We start from the raw sequence: 17215 nt of genomic DNA, 5'->3' as shown, positions 1-17215 counted from the left end.
CGCCCAGGGTTCTATGCCGCTCAGCATGATCGCAAGATGCGAAACATGGTGTTTACCGGTCATACGCACTCATTGTGACGGCTGTTGATCCTGATTGGTGCAATTGGGACCGCTTGTGCACGGATGGTTTCGGAGCGCTTACGCGGTGTATGCGAACAGGCCCCCCGCATCAGCGGAGGGCCTGCCGTGTGTCTGTGCGCCGCCAGGGACTCGAACCCCGGACCCGCTGATTAAGAGTCAGCTGCTCTAACCAACTGAGCTAGCGGCGCGCGGTGACGCGGACAACTCTACCCGACCCCGACGAGTGGTCCGGACCGCCGGGGTCCGAGCCCGGCCGAACGCCGGCTGTACATCATTCGGACCGTCAACATGCGACAGCGGGTGACAGTTGAGAAACTGCGAGGGTGCAGAAGCGTGCAAGTCATCGCCTGGGACGTGAGGGGAATCGTATGGCGACTCCGGTATTCGAGGAATTCGATCCCGCGAGCGACTGCGAATGCCCCGGATGTGTTCACCGGCGACGAGCCGCACCGTATTCCGGACCGGTGTCGGGAACAGGCCCGGGACCCGCCCGTACGGCAGTCCGCCGGACCCTCGTCGTCGCGGCGACGGCCTCGACGGTCCTCGGCGCCGGGCTCGCCCTGCCGGCCGCCGCCGCCCCGCAGGCCCCCCACCGGCCGGGCGTACCCGCAGGTGACGAGCCTGACACCCCGCAGGGCGGAAAGGCCCCGCTGCACGGCCCGTCCGGGAAGCCGGCGTTGGACAAGCTCCGGACGACCACCCGGGCGGAGATCATCAATCGGGCCCGGACCTGGGTCGCCGCCCGGGTGCCGTACAGCATGGTCACCTATTGGGGAGACGGTTACCGGCAGGACTGCTCCGGCTTCGTCTCCATGGCCTGGAACCTCGCCGGGAACGAATGGACGGGCAGCCTCGACAAGTACGGCGTGCGCATTCCCAAGGAGGATCTGCAACCCGGCGACATTCTCCTGTTCCACAATCCGACGGACCCGGAGAAGGGCTCACACGTCGTCATTTTCGGCGGCTGGACGGACTACACGCACACCTATTACATCGCCTACGAGGAGACCCGCCCGCACGCCCGCAGGCAGGCCACCCCGCTTTCCTACTGGAGCCACTCGGACCGCTATCAGGCCTACCGCTACAAGGGCCTCGCCGCGAACACGGGCGGCACCTCGGACCCGGGCGACACCGGTGGCACCGGCGGTACGGACGACCCGGAGGGCGCGCCGGGCTCGGCACCCGGCGCCTCCTCTGACACGGTGGCCCGGTTCCCGGGGCGGACGTACTTCGGTACCGGCGCCAGCAACAAGTACGTAACCCGGCTCGGCCGGATGCTCGTGGAGCGTGGCGGCGCCCGCTACTACACCTCGGGCCCCGGCCCGCGCTGGTCCGACGCGGACCGCAGGGCGACCCGGGCGTTCCAGCAGGCCCAGGGCTGGCAGGGCACGGCGGCGGACGGACTGCCGGGGCCGCGCACCTGGGCACTGCTGGTGACCGGGACGGGCAACGACATCGGGGCCGGGGGCAGTCCGGAAGGCCCGCCGACCGGGAACGCCCCGGGAGCGGCTCCGGGAACGGCTCCGGCAACCACCCCCGGAACGGTCCCCGGCGCGCCCGGTCCACCTTCCGCCGGAAAAGCGGTCCCCTCCTTCCCCGGACGGGGCCTGTTCCGGCCGGGCTCCAGCAGCCCGTACGTCACCCAGCTCGGAAAGCAGCTGGTGAAGAAGGGGTTCGGGCGGTACTACACGACCGGGCCCGACTCCCTCTGGAACGAGGCGGACCGCCGCGCGGTACAGGCCTTCCAGCGCGCCCAGGGCTGGCGGGGCGGCGCGGCCGACGGCTACCCGGGCCCGGAGACCTGGCGCCGCCTCTTCACCTCGTAACCCACGCACGCACGCCCGCACACATGAACGAACGCATGTGAGCGCACGCACGAAAACAGGCATGAACGCATCTGGCGCGGAGGCTGGAGGCACAAATGAGTACGACGACCGAACACACACCTGAGCCCGAGGGATCCCCGGACAGTGGCCCCCGGCCCGCCCGGCTCATCCAGAACGAGGCGACCACCGAGATCCCCGTCCACCTGTTGTTCCGCGACGAACCCGACCCGGTGTCGGTGCCGCTGCGGCCCGCCGTCGTGGGGCGCAGGCAGGGTACGGGCGAACAGCCGCGCATCCGCAGACCCGCACCGGCGACGCCGCGCCCGGCGGTTCCGACGGTCGATCCCGACCTGGTGGAGCGCCCGGCGCGGGTGCTGCCCGGCGCGGTGGGTGTGCTCGCCGGTGCCACCGGAGTGGCCGGGGGAGTGCTCACCTCCTGGTGGGCGGGCGCGCTGCCGCCCCTCGCGGTGGAGGCGCTGCGGCTGCCGACGGCGTACGCGGGCGCCGGTCTCGGTCCGGCCCAGTGGGCGGCGTACGCCGGGGCGGGCACTCTCGGGCTGTTCGGGTTCGGCGGGCTGGCCCGGGGGCGGACCGGGCGGGCCTGGGTGCTCGGCCTGTTCGGCCGCTACCGGGGGACCGTCCGGCGCACCGGCCTGTTGTGGGTCAACCCGCTTCTCCTGCGTGCCCGGGTCGACGTACGGCTGCGGCACTGGCGCGGTGAGCCGATGCCGGCTGCCGACGCGAACGGGGTCGCGCTGCGGGTCGTCGTCCTCGTGGTGTGGCGGGTGCGGGACACCGCGCGGGCCACGCTCGGCGTCGAGGACCACGAGGCCTACCTGCGCGAGTGCGTCGAGGCGGCGCTCGTCCGGGTGCCGGTGGAGATGCCGGGCGCGGGAAAGCGGGCGATGGAGGCGGCCGGGGAGGCGCTGACCCGGGCGGTCGCGGCGGACACGGCCCCGGTCGGCCTGGAGGTGTTCTCGGTACTGCCGGTCCGGGTCGAGTACGCCCCCGAGGTCGCCGCCGCGATGACCCGCCGCCGCATCGCCGCCCTGGACGCCCAGCACCGGGCGGCCACGCTCACCTCGGTCGTCGACTCGGTGGAGGACACGGTGACCCGGCTGACCCTGCGCGGCCTGGTCGAACTGGACGACTACGAACGCAAGGTTCTAGTGAAGGACCTGACGGTCGCGTTCTGCTCGGGACGGAGCGAGCCTGGGGCGTGAGGGTGGGGGAGTCGAGCCCGTGATTGGTCTGGACATGCCTATTACGTCGTAATAATCTGAGGCTTGGTCTAGACCTGCACGTCTCACTTGAACCTCCCCCACGTTCAGCAGGAGCGGCAGCATGCGCAAAAAGACCAGGTGGTACGCGTCCATAGTGGGCCTGGCCACCACCGGCGCCCTCGTCCTCACGACCGGAGGCGCCAGCGGCCACGGCTACACCGACCTTCCCGTCAGCAGGCAGAAGCTCTGTCAGAACGGCACCGTGACGGGCTGCGGCGACATCCAGTGGGAGCCGCAGAGCGTCGAGGGCCCCAAGGGTTTCCCCGCCGCCGGACCGGCCGACGGCCAGATCTGTTCGGCGAACCACGGCAACTTCGGCGCGCTCAACCAGCCGAGGACCCCGTCCGGCGGTACCTGGCCGGCGACCGCGGTGACGGGCGGTCAGAGTTACACCTTCCGCTGGCAGTTCACCGCCATGCACGCCACGACCGACTTCAAGTACTACGTGACGAAGTCCGGCTGGAACCAGAACCACGCCCTCGCCCGTTCGGACCTCAACCTCACCCCGTTCCTCACGGTCCCCTACAACGGCCAGCGCCCGCCGGCCACGCTCTCCCACGCCGGAACCCTGCCGTCCGGGCTCAGCGGTCGGCATGTGATCGTCGCGGTGTGGACGATCGCGGACACGGCCAACGCGTTCTACGCCTGCTCGGACGTCAGGTTCTGAGCATTCCTTGAGTAAATCCGCGACCCCCCACGGGTAGGTTCCCCGTACGCCCCCAGGACCAGGTGAGGCGGCGTACGGGGAGCCGTACCGAACGAAAGACCGGGGGAACCGCCATGGACTTCATGTTCTACGGGGTGCCGACGCTCATCATCGTGATGACCGTCCTGATGGCGGCGTTCGTGATCCGCCGGGTGCTGCGGATGCGCCGCGCCTGGAACAGCGGGCTGACCGCCGAGGCGCGCTGCATTCGGACCTACACGACCACCAGCGGAGGGTCCGGCGACTCCTCCGTGCACACGTCGCTGCATCACGTGTACGAGTTCGTCGCGCGCGACGGCCGCACCGTCCGCTTCGAGGAACCGCACGGCCCGGGCACGGTCATCGAGGGCGACTACGTGACCGTCTTCTACAGCGAGGGCGAGCGGATCAACGCCACGGCACACCGCCCGAGCCCGGTCCGCCATGGGCTGGCACTGGCGGGCATCCTTGGGTTCCTCGGGGTGATGGTGGTGTTCTGTATCGGGTTCATGGTGACGTACAGCCAGATCTTCGAACCGATTGGCGACATGTTTTTCGGTGACGACAGCGGCTACAGCAGCACCGACTCCGGCACGGTCGACGGGTTCCCCGAGGGCTGGGACGTGACCACGGAGTCGCCGTGACCCTCCACATCTGACGGCATGTCAACTATCGTGCGCGCCCATGGAGTTCACGGAACCCAACGGGCCGGGCGGGCGCACGGTCGCGGAACTCGTGGCGGCGCGGTGGGGCGACCACCGGCCGGGGCTGTGGTGCGAGGACCGGACGCTCACGCATCACGAGGTGGCAGCGGGCGCGGCGGCGAGGGCCGCGCTGTTGTCCGACCTGCTGCCGCCGGCCGCCGAGCCGCACGTGGGCGTCCTGCTCGACAACACCCCTGAATACCCGCTGTGGTTGAGCGCGGCGGCCCTCGCCGGCGCCGCCGTCGCGGGGATCAACCCCACCCGCCGGGGCCCCGAACTGGCCCGCGACATCCTGCACACCGAGTGCCCGGTCCTGATCACCGCGCGCACCCACCTCCCGCTGCTCGCCGACCTCGAACTCCCCGGCGTACGCCTCCTGTTGACCGACACACCGAAGTACGAGGACCTCCTGGCCCCGTACGCGGACGCCGAACCGGACGCCTCCCGCGCCACCCCCGCCGACCGCCTCCTCCTCTACTTCACCTCGGGCTCGACCGGTGCCCCCAAGGCCGCCATCTGCACCCAGGGCAGGCTCGCCGCCGCCGGGCGGACGCTGGCCGGAACCTTCGGGGTGCGCCCGGACGACGTGCACTACGTCTGCATGCCGATGTTCCACGGCAACGCGGTGATCGCGGACTGGGCCCCGGCCCTGGCGGCGGGCGCCGGGGTCGCGCTGCGCCGCCGCTTCTCGGCCTCCGGCTTCCTGACGGACGTACGCCGTTACAGGGCGACCTACTTCACGTACGTGGGCCGGGCCGTCCAGTACCTGCTGGCGACGCCCGCCCGGCCCGACGACCGGGACAACCCCCTGCGGCTGGGCTTCGGCACGGAGGCCGGGGCGGTGGACGCGGCGGCCTTCCAACGCCGGTTCGGGGTACGGCTGGTGGAGGGCTACGGGTCCTCGGAGGGCGGGGCGGCGGTGCGGTGGACGCCGGGCACCCCGGCCGGTGCCGTCGGCCGGGCGGCCCCGGACGACGACCTCGCGGTGGTCGACCCTGCGACCCGTGCCGAGTGCCCGCCGGCCATCCTGGACGCCTCGGGCCGGCTGCTCAACGGGACAGCGGCGATAGGGGAGTTGGTGAACCGGGGCCGGAACCCCTTCGAGGGCTACTGGCGCAACCCGGAGGCCGAGGCGGCCCGCCGCAGGGATGGCTGGTACTGGACGGGCGACCTCTTCTACCGGGATGCGGAGGGTTTCCTGTACTTCGCGGGCCGCGCCGACGACCGGTTGCGCGTCGACAGCGAGAACCTGGCCGCCGCGACGATCGAGAACATCCTCGCCCGGTACGAGGGTGCCGCTGCCGTCGCCGTGTACGCGGTGCCGGACCCGGTGGCCGGCGACCAGGTGATGGCAACCCTGGCCGGCACCTTCGACCCCGCCGCCTTCTCCGCCTTCCTGGCCGCGCAGGCCGACCTGGGGACGAAGATGGCACCCCGGTTCGTACGGGTCGTACGGCGGATGCCGGTCACCGCGACGAACAAGATCCACCGGGCCGGACTCAGACGCGAGGGCTTCCGCTGCCCGGACCCGGTGTGGTGGCGCCCCCCGGACGAGCCGACGTACCGCAGGCTGACCGGCGACGACGTGGCGGGCCTGGTGGAGCGCTACCGGGAGCGGGGGCGCGAGGAGCTGCTGAGCAGATAGGGCGCCGGGCCAACGAGGGCCCGCGCTAGCACGGGGGCGATCATGAACACCGCGTCCATCGATTTGTCCGCCGTGCTGGGGGTTCCGAACGACGCGGATCTGGCCGCCATCCGCAAGGCATTCCGCACCCGTATGCGGCAGACCCACCCTGACGGCCGCCCGTCCGAGGACGCGGCGGCGGCCCACGAGGAGATGGTCCTGCTCAATCTGGCGTACGAAACGCTGAGGGACCCAGGCAACCGGGCTGCCTACGATCTCGACCGCGGCGCGGAACGTAACGCCAAGCGTGAGCAGTACCGCGAGCCGACTCCACCGCCAACTCCGTCGACGCGAGTCATCGTGCTCGATCCTGCGGCGGTGGATTTCGGGTCCGTCGCCATCGGCGAGACGCCGCGTGACCAGATCATCACGGTGAGGCTCAGCGACTACTCGACCATCCGTTACGCATGGGTACTGAAGCACTGCGGAGACTTCTGACAGGTGGTCGAGCCGCGGCCATGTCGCGACGTCTCGGCGGTGAGGCTGCGGCTTCGAGTCCGGGCTCTGTCGGCGCACGATGCGTCTGGCCTCCGCAGTGACCGGTTCCGGATCATGGTTGACGATCTCATAGTGCTGGTGCCGGTCCGTATCAACGTAGTGACAGCGCCTCCGCCACCTCTTCCGCGCCGCCACCGAAGCTGCGTGCGATCGTCCTGAACCACCGGTACATCAACCTGGGGTCGCTGTGGGCCGGCGCTGAGGCACAGGAACAGGTCGTAGAGGCCCGCTTCGACGACGGCTCGCCGATTGGCATCGCACGAGTTCTCGACACGACCGGTTCGTTCTGGCACGTGGTGTCTGAGCCCGTGGTGCGCGATAACACTCGCCTGATCATCCGCCTCCGAGGCGGGCCAGTGGCGTCCGATCATGCTCGTGGACGGCTCACCGAGCACGTACACATCCGGCTGGACGACTTCACCGAAACGGTCGGAGTGACCGCCTTCATCACAGCGCCGTCGGCGCCTCCGCCGAACCTCGCAAACTCGGGACGCGAGGTGACTGCGCTGACCTACGACACCGGCCAGGCGACGCGCGCACGCGTTGCGGGCCTACGCGACGTCAAGCTCAGTATCTCGGTGGGCGACGAGCCGGAGGAACTGGCGATCAACAAGGGGAAGCCCGCGTCCGATGGACGAGGGCTTCAGGTGTCGGCCGGGCGGACGGACGCACAGGCGGAATCAACGGTCAATGGTTTGGCTTGATGAGTACTCGGCCGGTTCAGCGAGTTCTCTGAGCATTGGCTATTTGATCCTGCACCTGCTGTTCCATCTGCATGAACGCCTGATGGAACAGCGTGCCTACGTCTTGGGATGCGATGAGATCGTCCTCGCTGGTCTCCTTGGCGGGTGCGTCTGTGTCTTCGTCTATGCGTGAACCGATAATTCGCAGGTACTCAGCCGCAACCAGAGCACGCGCATTTACTCTGGAACTCGTCGCTGCGGCTCGATTAGAGACATCAGCTTTGACGATGATTGCGATCGCGACCGCCAGTGTCCCCAGTAGGAACCCTGCGCTGGCAATGGCTGCAATCTTGACTGAATCGCTTGCGCCCACAAAGGCAGCCCAGGCAGTAGCGAAGGTTGTTGCCCCACCGGCCGCTGCCGCCGCTGTCCAGAGCTTGGTTACGCTGAGTGCGCCGGACGTCAGCACCTGCAAGCTTGGAGGTGTGCCACGCAGTGTAACCTTGTCTGTTTCTTTGCTCAGCAGGTGCAGGCGCCTCAAGAACTTCACCAGAGGAGAGGCGAAGCCTTCCCCTTGAACTCCGCTGAGAGGTTTATCAGTTGCTGTACTCACGGCAACCTCCAGTCATGATGAGTGGTTGACCAGAGTTCGTCATCACCGGAACTCGACATCACGGTGCTTGCTGCCTCAAACCACAGCCGAGAATCTGCTAACGGGTTCTCTCGCAACCGATTCGAGCATTAGTGAGACCTACCTCCAGCGTGCGCCTACTTGGTCTAGCTCGCACCTCGGTGCTGAGGAAAGAGGCATCACCGAACGGCGACTACCCGTGCAAGAGGTCTGTGGACCTTGGTATATGGATCGATCGGTGGTGCCTGCCGGGATCGATTCGACTCCGGGTCAGGCCACCGAACCCGCGATCAGTGGTTGTCTTCGTACTTCTCGATCACGTCACGCGGCACTCGGCCGCGGGCATTGACCACAATGCCCTGGCTCTTAGCCCATTCGCCCACCTTGATGGGATCCGGGCCGTCAGCCGGCTTGCTGCGACCACGGTGACGTGGCGCGCTGCCCGACTTGCGGCCGACCTTAAGGAAAGACGGTTACGGTGCGCTGGACCATAGAATTTTCCTCTTTCCAGTTGGGCTGCAAGGCAGTCTAATAGCTTGGGGAGTGAGCTTCACTGCCGACAGGGGATGCCTCTCCGTCACGGCTGACACGTTGCGCAAGCGGTGCATGCCGGAGGAGTCCTATTCGTTATGGACTGAACGGGTGTGGGCATCAGTTGCTTCAAATTAGTATCCTTCTCGACTGCTATGCACGCGCACTAGAGTTAGCAGAAGAATGGATCGGCTGACTCGGAATTAGTCAGTTCCACCTCGGTAGCGTGCTATGACAGACACTTCAAGCTGGACTGCACCACAGACCAGGCAGTGGGGTACGTCTACCTCTGGCGGTGTGTTGCTGGCATGTGGAGCGACTACCCAAACGATGCTCGATTGGCAGTGAGCTTCGCTTCGGTCAGACCTAGCGTCTAGGCTGCGCCTGTGGTTCAGCAGCTAGAGATGGTCTACGAGTCAGCCCCCGCAGCGGATGAGCCGGCGGAGGGAGACGGGCAAGTGCAGCTGATGCACGGCGATGCCTACGACCTGATGGAGAAGCTGGAGCCAGAGTCCATCGATCTGTTGATCACCTCTCCGCCCTACTGGGGCTTGCGGTCGTACGGGCAAGAGCACAACGAGGACATCCTCAAGGAGTGGCTAGCCGAGGACGAGTCGCGGGATCAGATGGATGTGCCGCCCTACGAGTGGTACCGCGCCCACGGTGGCGTGCTTGGGCTGGAGCCCTTGCCCGAGTGGTACATCGCTCACCTCGTCGAGATCTTGCAGCGTGGCGCGGCTGCTCTCAAGGCTGAGGGCAGCATGTGGATCAATATCGGTGACACCTACTTCGCCCGCTGGTCCAGCATCCGTCATGACGGTCGGCAGGGTCTGGGCGACAACCCGCGATCCAGGCGCCGCACTCCCATGGGTGGCTATCGCCAGGAGAAGCAGCTGCTGTTGGTCCCTACCCGCTTCGCCATCGCCATGCAAGACAAGCGGTGGATCGTGCGCAACGACCTCATCTGGCACAAGCCGAACGTGCCGCCACGTCCCGAGAAGGACCGACTGCGACTGGGCCACGAGCACTTTTTCCACTTCGTGAAGCGCGCCAAGGAAGGCCGCCCGAAGTACTACTACGACATGAGCAAGGTCGAGCCAGGCGCTCTGGACGTAGTGAAGACGATGGCTCGATCTGGCTCGGACGGTCACTCGGCGACCTTCCCGGAAGATCTGATCACGCCTCGCATCCTCAGTTCGTGCCCGCCCGGCGGCACCGTGCTTGATCCGTTCTGTGGCACGGGGCGGTCGCTGTCTGTGGCGGCGGCGCACGATCGGCTCGGCATCGGCTTCGAGCTGAACGAGCCGTTCCATCAAGCGGCGACGGCCAACGTGGCCAAGGTCGTGAAGGCAAGACAACCAGCCAAACCCACGACGAAGAGCAAGAGGAAGACGGAGGAGTAGTTGTCCGGGGGGACTAGCCCAAAGCAGAAGAAAGAGCCCAACAACTTCATCGCGGAGTGGTTCGGCCACCGGGTCTATCCGGTGGTCGCTCAGACAGCGGCGAGTCTCGACGATCAAGAGCATCAGCGCTGCCCGTTCTTGACGAACGCGACGAACAAGCACACTCCGTGCGTAAAGCGGAAGAACTCCAAGGGTGTCTGCGCCATCAGCAGCACGAGCAATGGCGAGCACCAGGATTGGCTGGTCTGCCCGTTCCGGGCCCTCGACGTCCCGATGCTTGATAACGCGGCCCACCGTCTGTTCGGCTTCGCCGAAGGCACGGACGTGTCGGTTTTAGCCGCCACGGTCCTCGCGCAGAAGGACGTTGCTGAGGAAGTCCGGCAGCGTGTTGCTGCCGGCCTGCCGACCATCGTGTACTTCCAGAACAAGCTCGGTGGCGAGATACGGATCCAATCGACAGAACGCTCGCCAGAGCTGTCGTTCGACGCCACCATGATCGAGCTGGTGCCCGACGAGCAGGGCAACCTGAGCGTCGGCCGGTACGGCATCTTCGAGATTCAGACCATGGACTTCCACGGCACATATGCCAAGGCTGTGGCCAACCTGAACAGCGCCCTGCACATGCATCGGGACGGGTTCGGCGAGGCGGTCGGCCAACAGCAATGGTGGCTGGCCGAAAAGGTCGAGGGGCCGAACATCGCCAACGTGTTCAAGCGCACCTTCTACCAGATGATGTTCAAGTTCCAGCTTGGTGCCCACGACACCTCGGCTGGCTGCATCTTCGCCATCCCGCGGTCGGTCTGGGACAGCTGGCAGCGCCACCTCGGCAAGCCGGAGCTGACCGATTATGAGGACGGCACCTGGCGCTTGGTAAAGCCCGACCACGAGCCGGTTAAGAACCCGCCGGCCTGGATCTATGTCTTCGACACCGACCTGTCCGAGACAGAGACCCCTAACCGTCTGGGTCTCTGGCGAGTCATTGGCACCGACGCCGCCACCCTGAGCCACTACGCCCTGGACCTTGCTCCCGAGGCAGCTCTGGCGGCCGGCGGGGCCATAGATGGACTACAGCTCTCGATGAAGACCCGACTGGGGAAGTTCCTGCCGGAATTGAAGCCGCCGCAACCACCGCGGAAGAAGGCGGCGAAGAAGGCCGTAGCCAAGACGCCCAAGCCCGAACCAGAGACCCTGCTATGACGGTCAGTTGATGCTCAAGATGGGTTGCTAGAACACGCGCAGGCACCCTGCGGAGTGATGAGGCGCGCTAGAATTTTCGCACGATTGCCAGGGAGATGGCACGGTGTGGCTGGATGAGTGGATGGGTGGCAAGCGCAAGCTGGCGGCCAACACTCGCCGTTCGTATGAGGGTTTCATCCGGCGCTACCTCAAGCCCCAGCTCGGTGACATCCCCCTGGAAAAGCTCCGGCCGGCCCAGATTCGGACCGCGTACGACGCCATCGTGGTCAGTGCCGCTACCACTCCACGGCCGACCGGTCTGGCAACGGTCCAACGCATCCACGCCGCTGCGTGCAGCGCTCAACGATCACGGCCGACACCTACACATCGGTGCTGCCGGAGATCGCCTGCCAGGCCGCGGAAACCGCCGCCGCGCTCGTTCCGCAACCACCCGCCGTGCAGCCGGACTACGGTGGCGGTAGCCCGTCGCTAGCATCCGGCCCTGAAAACGACCAAAGGCACCCTTCCGGAGAGAAGAATGCCTTTGGTCGCAGACTGTGCGCCGCCAGGGACTCGAACCCCGGACCCGCTGATTAAGAGTCAGCTGCTCTAACCAACTGAGCTAGCGGCGCATGACTCTCGCCGACCGCTCTCGCGGCTGGCGACAAGAAAAATACTACCTGGTCCGGGAGGGTGCTCCGGACCAGGCAGCCGTGCCTCGATCGAGGGCTAGATGGCCAGCGACAGCAGCAGCGGCCCCGCACTCCGGTTCAGTCGCTCGGCCGCCTGGCGCAGGCGGTGGGCGTGCCGGAGCGGGAGGGAGAGGGCGAGGCAGCCGACCGTGGAGCCGGCCGTGATCGGGACCGCCGCGCAGACCGTGCCGACCGCGTACTCCTGGAGGTCCAGGACCGGCGCCGTGGGCGGCTGGGTCTCCAGGTGGGAGAGCAGGAGCCGCTCGTTGGTGATCGTGTGGGAGGTGAGGCGGGCCAGCTTATGGCGGGCGAGATGGTCACGGCGGCTGTTGTGGTCGAGCTGGCCCAGCAGGCTCTTGCCGATCGCGCTGGCGTGCGCGGCCGAGCGGAAGTCGACCCACTCGTTGACCGCGGGCGTGTCCGCGCTGTCCGCGCACTGGGTGACATGGATCTCGCCGTCGACGTACCGGCTCATGTAGACGGCCGCGCCCACCGAGTCGCGCAGCCGGTCGAGGGTGTGCTGGAGCTGGGCGCGCAGGGCCTGGTCATGGCCGTGCGCGGCGCCGAGGCGGCTGAGGGCGGTGCCGGTGACGTACGAACCGTCGGCGGCCTGTTCGACGTACCCCTCGCGGCGCAGCATCCGCAGGAGGGGGGTGAGCAGGTCCGTGCCGAGGTGGGTCTGGCGTGCGATTTCGGCGTCGGTGACACCGGCGGAGTGCCGTGCCACTGTCTCCAGGACGCGCAGCGCGTCCTGGGTGGAGTGGTGCGGCGCGGTCGGCTCGTGCTTGAGAGCCACGGTGTTCCCCCTGGCTTGCTTTTAGCCGTGATCCGGACAGCCAATCCCCTCCACGATAGCCGCCAAGGGGTCTGCGTGGAGGGGGCGTTGACGAGATTGTCGGCCGGGCTCCGGCCTCTCAGCAGGGGCATTGGTCATCTGGCATATGCCTATGACATGTAGAAGTTACCGTGATGCCCTCTCCGGCGCGGTCAGAGCACCGCGCTGAGGAATTCGCGCGTTCTGTCCCGCTCCGGATCGCCGAAGATCTGCTCCGGTGGGCCGGACTCGATCACATGGCCAGAATCGAACATCAGCACTTGGTCGGAGATGTCCCGGGCGAACCCCATCTCGTGGGTCACGCAGAGCATCGTGATGTCGGTGCTGCGGGCGATGTCCCGCAGCACGTCGAGGACGCCCGCGACCAGCTCGGGGTCGAGCGCCGAGGTCACCTCGTCGAGTAGCAGCACCTGCGGGCGCATGGCCAGCGCCCGCGCGATCGCCACCCGCTGCTGCTGCCCGCCCGACAGCCGGGACGGATGCTCGTCGGCCTTGTCCGCGAGGCCCACCAGCTCCAACAGCTCACGCCCGCGCGCCTCCGCCTCGTCCTTCGGCAGGCCGAGGACGGTGACGGGCGCCTCGGTGATGTTGCGCAGCACGCTCATGTTCGGGAAGAGGTTGAAGTGCTGGAACACCATCCCGATCTTCTTCCGCACCTCGCGGATCTGCTTCTCCGGGGCTGGGAACAGTGCCTCCCCGTCGACGGTGATCGTGCCCTCGTCGGGCTTGGCCAGAGTCATCAGCAGCCGCAGGATCGTCGTCTTGCCGGACCCGGACGGACCGATGAGCGTGACGTGCCGCCCCGCCTCGACGGAGAGGCTCAGCCGGTCGAGAACGGTCTGCTCACCGAACCGTTTGGTGACCTGGTCCAGCCGGACCAGTTCCGTAGGGGTGCCGGCAACAGGGCTTTTGGCGGTATCAACTTGCAAGGCGTCGCTCCAGAGCTCGTACGAGGAGGGAGGCGGGAAAGGAGATGAGGACGAAGGCGACACCGATCACGGTCAGCGGCTCGGTGAACTGGAAGTGCTCCTGGGAGAAGAGCCGCGCCTCACCGAGCATGTCCAGCACGGTGATCGTCATCAGCAGCGGTGTGTCCTTGAGCATCGCGATCACGTAGTTGCCGAGCGCTGGCACGACCCGGCGCAACGCCTGCGGCAGGATCACCGCCGTCCAGGTGCGCCGCACGGGCAGGCTGAGCGCCGTGGCCGCCTCCCACTGGCCCGGCGGCACTGCCTCGATGCCGGCGCGGTAGACCTGCATCGTGTACGTCGAGTAGTGCAGCCCGATCGCGACGACACCGGTGGTCAGCGCAGAGGCGCCGATACCCCACTCGGGGAGCACGTAGAAGAGGAAGAACAGCTGCACGAGCAGCGGGGTGTCCCGCACGAACTCCGTGACCACTCCGACCGGCCAGCGCACCCAGCGCGTCGGCGTCCGCATCAGCAGCGCCCAGACCAGCCCGAGCGTGAACGAGATCAGCGACCCGAGGCCCAGCGCCTGGAGGGTGACGAGCAGCCCGTCCCACAGGTGCGGCAGGAAATCGCGTACGGCGCCCCAGTCCCACGTCATGCGACACCACCACCCGTCGGCTGCCCGGCCAGTTGCTCCTTCAGCCGCTTCTCCAGCCCGCGCATGAGCCGGGTGAGGAGGAAGGCGATCAGGAAGTAGATGACCAGGATGTACGAGTAGATCTCCGCGCTCTGCTGCAGCGCGAGGCGCACCAGATTGCCGCTGAAGGCCAGGTCACCCATGCCCATGACGGAGACCAGCGCGGTGCCCTTGAGCAGCTCGATCAACAGGTTGCCGAAGGAGGGGATCATCTCCGGCACCGCCTGCGGCAGCAGGACCAGCCGCATCCGCTGCCAGGGCGTGAACCCGAGCGCGACCCCGCCCTCGCGCTGCGCCGGGTCGACGGCGTTCAGCGCGCCGCGCACGATCTCCGTGCCGTACGCCCCGTAGGTCAGCCCGAGCGCGAGTGTGCCCGCCCACATCGGCACCAGCTGCCAGCCGAAGGCGGGTGGCAGCACGAAGTACACCCAGAAGATCATCACGAGTGCCGAGGTCCCGCGGAACACCTCGGTGTAGCAGCCCGCGAGGAAGCGCACCGACCGCAGCCGGTGGGTCCGCGCCATCCCGATCGTGAAGGCGACCACTGCGCCCAACAGTGCGCTGAACAGAAGGAGTTGGACGGTGACCCAGACTCCCCTGAGGACGATTTCCCAGAGTCCCGAGGTCATCCGCCGCACAGCTCCTTCGCGGTCAGATCGGTCATCTCGGCCCGGGTGAAGCCGAACGGCCGCAGGATGCGGAACACCTCGCCGCTCTTCTTCATCCTGTGCAACTCCACGTTGAAGGCGTCCCGGAGCCTTGTCTCGGTCAGCCGGAACGCGAAGGCGCCCCCGTCGACATGCGGCTTGCCGTCGACGAGCGGGGCGAAGGCCTTGGTGGCCTCCGCCTTGCCGGACTTCTCCACCACCAGACGCGCGGTGACCGCCGTACCGGCGAAGGCGTCGACGCGTCCGGCCTCGACGGCGTTCAGTCCGGCCACCTGGTCGGGCACGATCAGCAGGTCGCTCTCCTGGTAGCCGGCCTCGACCGCGTACTGGATCTCGGCATATCCGGTACCGGTCGCCAGACTGGCCTTCTTCTCGACAACATCCCGGTAATTGTGAAGATCCTTGGGATTTCCCTTGCGAACAATGAAGGAATCGAGCATCTGGTAGTCGGGATCGGCGAAGATCACCTGTTCGCAGCGTTCTGGATTTACGTACATCCCGGCGGCCACGACATCGAACTGCTGGGAATTCAGCCCGGGAATGAGTGATCCGAACTCGGTGGGCACGGGCTGGACCCGGTCCACCCCCAGCCGCCTGAAGATGACCCTCGCCAATTCGGGCGCCTCGCCCGTCAGTTCGCCGTCCTTGTCGATGAATCCCTGCGGGATCTCACCGGCGATACCGAGTCGTACGACGCCCTGCGCCCGAAGCCGGTCGAGCAGGTCACCGCCTTCGACGCCGGAGGCGGCGGACACCCGGCTGCACCCGGTGCCGAGGGAACCGACCGTACCGAGCGTGCCGAGCGCCGCCACCCCCGCGAACAGCGACCGGCGTCTGATACCTGATGGTGCGAGTGGTGACGCGATTGATGAAGTGGTTGACGGAGCGATTGATGGAGCGATTGATGGAGCCATGGGCGCGCAGCTACCCGAGAGCACACGGGTTATGCGCCAGGGAATGTGAGGAATGCTTTCCGAGGGATTCTCGGAGCGGCGAGGCAAGGTGGTTGTTATCCCGGCGGGAACATGCCGGGTCAGTGCCCAGGTACGTACCCGCGCTGTTTGTCGACGACGTTCGTGAGTGTATTTCCCGTCTCCCACCGCTCGTACAACTCGATGAACTGCGCGCCCAGTTCATCGCGCCAGCCCACCGTGTCGCCGCTCATGTGCGGGGAGACGATCAGCCCGGGCACCTCCCACAGAGGGCTGTCGGAGGTGAGCGGCTCGTGCTCGAACACGTCGAGGGCGGCGCCCGCGATCCACCGCTTCGACAGCGCCTCGGCGAGCGCGGCCTCGTCGACGAGCTGTCCCCGGCCGACGTTGACGAAACGCGCCGAGGGCTGCATGACGCCGAAGCGACGGGTGTCGAACATGTGGTGCGTGTCGGCGGTGAGGGGTGCGGCGGCGATCACCCAATCGGCGCGCGCCATCAGCCGGTTGAGGTCGTCGGGCCCGTGGATGCCGGTACGCGGAGTACGCCCGACGATCGCCGTCGTCACGCCAAGTGCCTTGAGATACTTCGCGATTGCCCGTCCGATGGGGCCCGACCCGACGACACAGGCCTTTGTCCCGGCGACCCGCTGCGACTCCCGGTGCCGCCATTCGCGCCGCGCCTGGAGGTGCAGGGTCCTCGGCAGGTCCTTGGCCATCGCGAGGACCAGGGCGGCGACGTACTCGGCGATGGGCTGGTCGAAAATGCCCCGCGCGTTGGTCACCACGGTGTCGGACGCGGCGAGTTCGGGACACAGCAGATGGTCCACTCCGGCGCTCGCGGTGTGCACCCAGCGCGGCCGAGCCCCCTCACCCGGCCAGGCGGCGCGCACGGCGTGCGAGGCGAAGTCCCAGACGAGCAGCACGTCGGCGTGCGGGAGTTGCCCGGCGAGGGTGGTCTCGTCGGCGTGCACGATCCGGACCCGCCCGGTGAGCCGGCCGAGGCGGGGCGGTGGATCGGCGTCCAGGACGAGAAGCGTGGGGAGCGCGGGCATCGGGAGCCGTTTCCGATCGAGGAGGCTGGCTGACCGGGTTCACAGGTGTCCGGGCGTCCAGGCGTCTGACATGCGCGGATTGACCACGCTTGCACCCGGACCCACCTTCGTCAACACGGTCGTGTGCACGGTCCGTTGCCGGGTCGGAACCGCGTATCCCGATGATCTAGGCCAACCGGATCATGAGGTGGGCAGGGCTGCGCTGACTGGGTACCCGAGCCCTGGGGCCACCCGGCTCCAGGT

General features: G+C 67.4%; 17 protein-coding genes, 2 tRNA genes and 1 pseudogene. 10 read left to right on the top strand and 10 right to left on the bottom strand.

The genetic code is table 11. The annotated features are described in order from the left end of the window. Positions 1–195: 195 nt before the first annotated feature. Positions 196–269, bottom strand: a tRNA-Lys gene (locus tag G3I56_RS03050). Positions 270–449: 180 nt separating this feature from the next. On the opposite strand from G3I56_RS03050, the gene G3I56_RS03045 reads away from it, so the two are divergent. From G3I56_RS03045 to G3I56_RS03015, 7 genes are all read left to right on the top strand, one after another. Next, a complete protein-coding gene (locus G3I56_RS03045) occupies positions 450–1907 on the top strand; it encodes a peptidoglycan-binding protein (protein ID WP_164406973.1) in 1458 nt (485 codons plus the stop codon). A 95-nt stretch (positions 1908–2002) separates the two neighbouring features. Further along, entirely contained in the window at positions 2003–3130 is a 1128-nt protein-coding gene (locus G3I56_RS03040) for an SPFH domain-containing protein (RefSeq protein WP_164406972.1), read from the top strand. 121 nt (positions 3131–3251) lie between these two features. Continuing rightward, positions 3252–3857 carry a lytic polysaccharide monooxygenase gene (locus G3I56_RS03035; protein ID WP_164406971.1) on the top strand — a complete coding sequence of 202 codons (606 nt, stop codon included), beginning with the start codon at positions 3252–3254 and terminating at the stop codon, positions 3855–3857. 113 nt (positions 3858–3970) lie between these two features. Continuing rightward, complete coding sequence (locus tag G3I56_RS03030) at positions 3971–4519, top strand: DUF3592 domain-containing protein (protein ID WP_164406969.1); 549 nt, start codon at positions 3971–3973, stop codon at positions 4517–4519. Positions 4520–4559: 40 nt separating this feature from the next. After that, entirely contained in the window at positions 4560–6224 is a 1665-nt protein-coding gene (locus G3I56_RS03025) for an AMP-binding protein (RefSeq protein WP_164406968.1), read from the top strand. 42 nt (positions 6225–6266) lie between these two features. Next, a complete protein-coding gene (locus G3I56_RS03020; RefSeq protein WP_164406967.1) occupies positions 6267–6701 on the top strand; it encodes a J domain-containing protein in 435 nt (144 codons plus the stop codon). Positions 6702–7054: 353 nt separating this feature from the next. Next, positions 7055–7465, top strand: a complete 411-nt coding sequence (locus G3I56_RS03015) for a hypothetical protein (RefSeq protein ID WP_164406966.1) — start codon at positions 7055–7057, stop codon at positions 7463–7465. Positions 7466–7481: 16 nt separating this feature from the next. On the opposite strand, the gene G3I56_RS03010 is transcribed toward G3I56_RS03015, so the two are convergent. Further along, entirely contained in the window at positions 7482–8057 is a 576-nt protein-coding gene (locus G3I56_RS03010) for a hypothetical protein (RefSeq protein ID WP_164406965.1), read from the bottom strand. A 308-nt stretch (positions 8058–8365) separates the two neighbouring features. Continuing rightward, a pseudogene (locus tag G3I56_RS43135) lies at positions 8366–8530 on the bottom strand (histone-like nucleoid-structuring protein Lsr2); the annotation flags it as partial. A gap of 543 nt (positions 8531–9073) precedes the next feature. On the opposite strand from G3I56_RS43135, the gene G3I56_RS03000 reads away from it, so the two are divergent. The 3 genes from G3I56_RS03000 (at position 9074) to G3I56_RS43550 (ending at position 11678) form a co-directional block, all read left to right on the top strand. After that, positions 9074–10009, top strand: coding sequence for a site-specific DNA-methyltransferase (locus tag G3I56_RS03000; protein WP_164407248.1), 936 nt, complete (start codon positions 9074–9076; stop codon positions 10007–10009). Continuing rightward, a complete protein-coding gene (locus G3I56_RS02995; RefSeq protein WP_164406963.1) occupies positions 10010–11206 on the top strand; it encodes a NotI family restriction endonuclease in 1197 nt (398 codons plus the stop codon). Between the two features lie 103 nt (positions 11207–11309). After that, a complete protein-coding gene (locus G3I56_RS43550; RefSeq protein WP_164406962.1) occupies positions 11310–11678 on the top strand; it encodes a hypothetical protein in 369 nt (122 codons plus the stop codon). 65 nt (positions 11679–11743) lie between these two features. On the opposite strand, the gene G3I56_RS02985 is transcribed toward G3I56_RS43550, so the two are convergent. The 7 genes from G3I56_RS02985 to G3I56_RS02955 all read right to left on the bottom strand — a co-directional run bounded on the left by G3I56_RS02985 (position 11744) and on the right by G3I56_RS02955 (position 16972). Continuing rightward, positions 11744–11817, bottom strand: a tRNA-Lys gene (locus G3I56_RS02985). 97 nt (positions 11818–11914) lie between these two features. Beyond that, positions 11915–12673, bottom strand: a complete 759-nt coding sequence (locus G3I56_RS02980; protein ID WP_164406961.1) for an IclR family transcriptional regulator C-terminal domain-containing protein — start codon at positions 12671–12673, stop codon at positions 11915–11917. A gap of 191 nt (positions 12674–12864) precedes the next feature. Beyond that, positions 12865–13641: an ectoine/hydroxyectoine ABC transporter ATP-binding protein EhuA gene (gene ehuA, locus G3I56_RS02975; RefSeq protein WP_164406960.1), complete on the bottom strand. Its 777-nt coding sequence runs from the start codon at positions 13639–13641 to the stop codon at positions 12865–12867. Beyond that, positions 13631–14281 (bottom strand): ectoine/hydroxyectoine ABC transporter permease subunit EhuD, encoded by a 651-nt coding sequence (ehuD, locus tag G3I56_RS02970; RefSeq protein WP_164406958.1) that lies wholly within the window; start codon positions 14279–14281, stop codon positions 13631–13633. Before ehuD ends, ehuA begins: the two co-directional genes overlap by 11 nt. Beyond that, positions 14278–14949, bottom strand: a complete 672-nt coding sequence (gene ehuC / locus G3I56_RS02965; RefSeq protein ID WP_164406957.1) for an ectoine/hydroxyectoine ABC transporter permease subunit EhuC — start codon at positions 14947–14949, stop codon at positions 14278–14280. The genes ehuD and ehuC overlap by 4 nt, the downstream gene beginning before the upstream one ends. Next, positions 14946–15878, bottom strand: a complete 933-nt coding sequence (gene ehuB, locus G3I56_RS02960) for an ectoine/hydroxyectoine ABC transporter substrate-binding protein EhuB (RefSeq protein ID WP_343239855.1) — start codon at positions 15876–15878, stop codon at positions 14946–14948. Before ehuB ends, ehuC begins: the two co-directional genes overlap by 4 nt. Before the next feature lie 143 nt (positions 15879–16021). Then, positions 16022–16972: a D-2-hydroxyacid dehydrogenase gene (locus G3I56_RS02955; protein ID WP_164406955.1), complete on the bottom strand. Its 951-nt coding sequence runs from the start codon at positions 16970–16972 to the stop codon at positions 16022–16024. Positions 16973–17215 lie beyond the last annotated feature (243 nt).

This window comes from Streptomyces sp. SID12488 (assembly GCF_010548275.1).
In the GTDB taxonomy this organism is placed as follows: domain Bacteria; phylum Actinomycetota; class Actinomycetes; order Streptomycetales; family Streptomycetaceae; genus Streptomyces.
The sequence above is the reverse complement of the archived record's forward strand: the minus strand, read 5'-3'. Positions and strand labels throughout refer to the sequence as shown.

What these genes read in the sequence shown, in the direction of transcription:
- G3I56_RS03045 (WP_164406973.1), top strand. Translation starts at nt 450, where the DNA reads ATGGCGACTCCGGTATTCGAGGAATTCGATCCCGCGAGCGACTGCGAA.
- G3I56_RS03040 (WP_164406972.1), top strand. Translation starts at nt 2,003, where the DNA reads ATGAGTACGACGACCGAACACACACCTGAGCCCGAGGGATCCCCGGAC.
- G3I56_RS03035 (WP_164406971.1), top strand. Translation starts at nt 3,252, where the DNA reads ATGCGCAAAAAGACCAGGTGGTACGCGTCCATAGTGGGCCTGGCCACC.
- G3I56_RS03030 (WP_164406969.1), top strand. Translation starts at nt 3,971, where the DNA reads ATGGACTTCATGTTCTACGGGGTGCCGACGCTCATCATCGTGATGACC.
- G3I56_RS03025 (WP_164406968.1), top strand. Translation starts at nt 4,560, where the DNA reads ATGGAGTTCACGGAACCCAACGGGCCGGGCGGGCGCACGGTCGCGGAA.
- G3I56_RS03020 (WP_164406967.1), top strand. Translation starts at nt 6,267, where the DNA reads ATGAACACCGCGTCCATCGATTTGTCCGCCGTGCTGGGGGTTCCGAAC.
- G3I56_RS03000 (WP_164407248.1), top strand. Translation starts at nt 9,074, where the DNA reads ATGCACGGCGATGCCTACGACCTGATGGAGAAGCTGGAGCCAGAGTCC.
- ehuD (WP_164406958.1), bottom strand. Translation starts at nt 14,281, where the DNA reads ATGACGTGGGACTGGGGCGCCGTACGCGATTTCCTGCCGCACCTGTGG.
- ehuC (WP_164406957.1), bottom strand. Translation starts at nt 14,949, where the DNA reads ATGACCTCGGGACTCTGGGAAATCGTCCTCAGGGGAGTCTGGGTCACC.
- G3I56_RS02955 (WP_164406955.1), bottom strand. Translation starts at nt 16,972, where the DNA reads ATGCCCGCGCTCCCCACGCTTCTCGTCCTGGACGCCGATCCACCGCCC.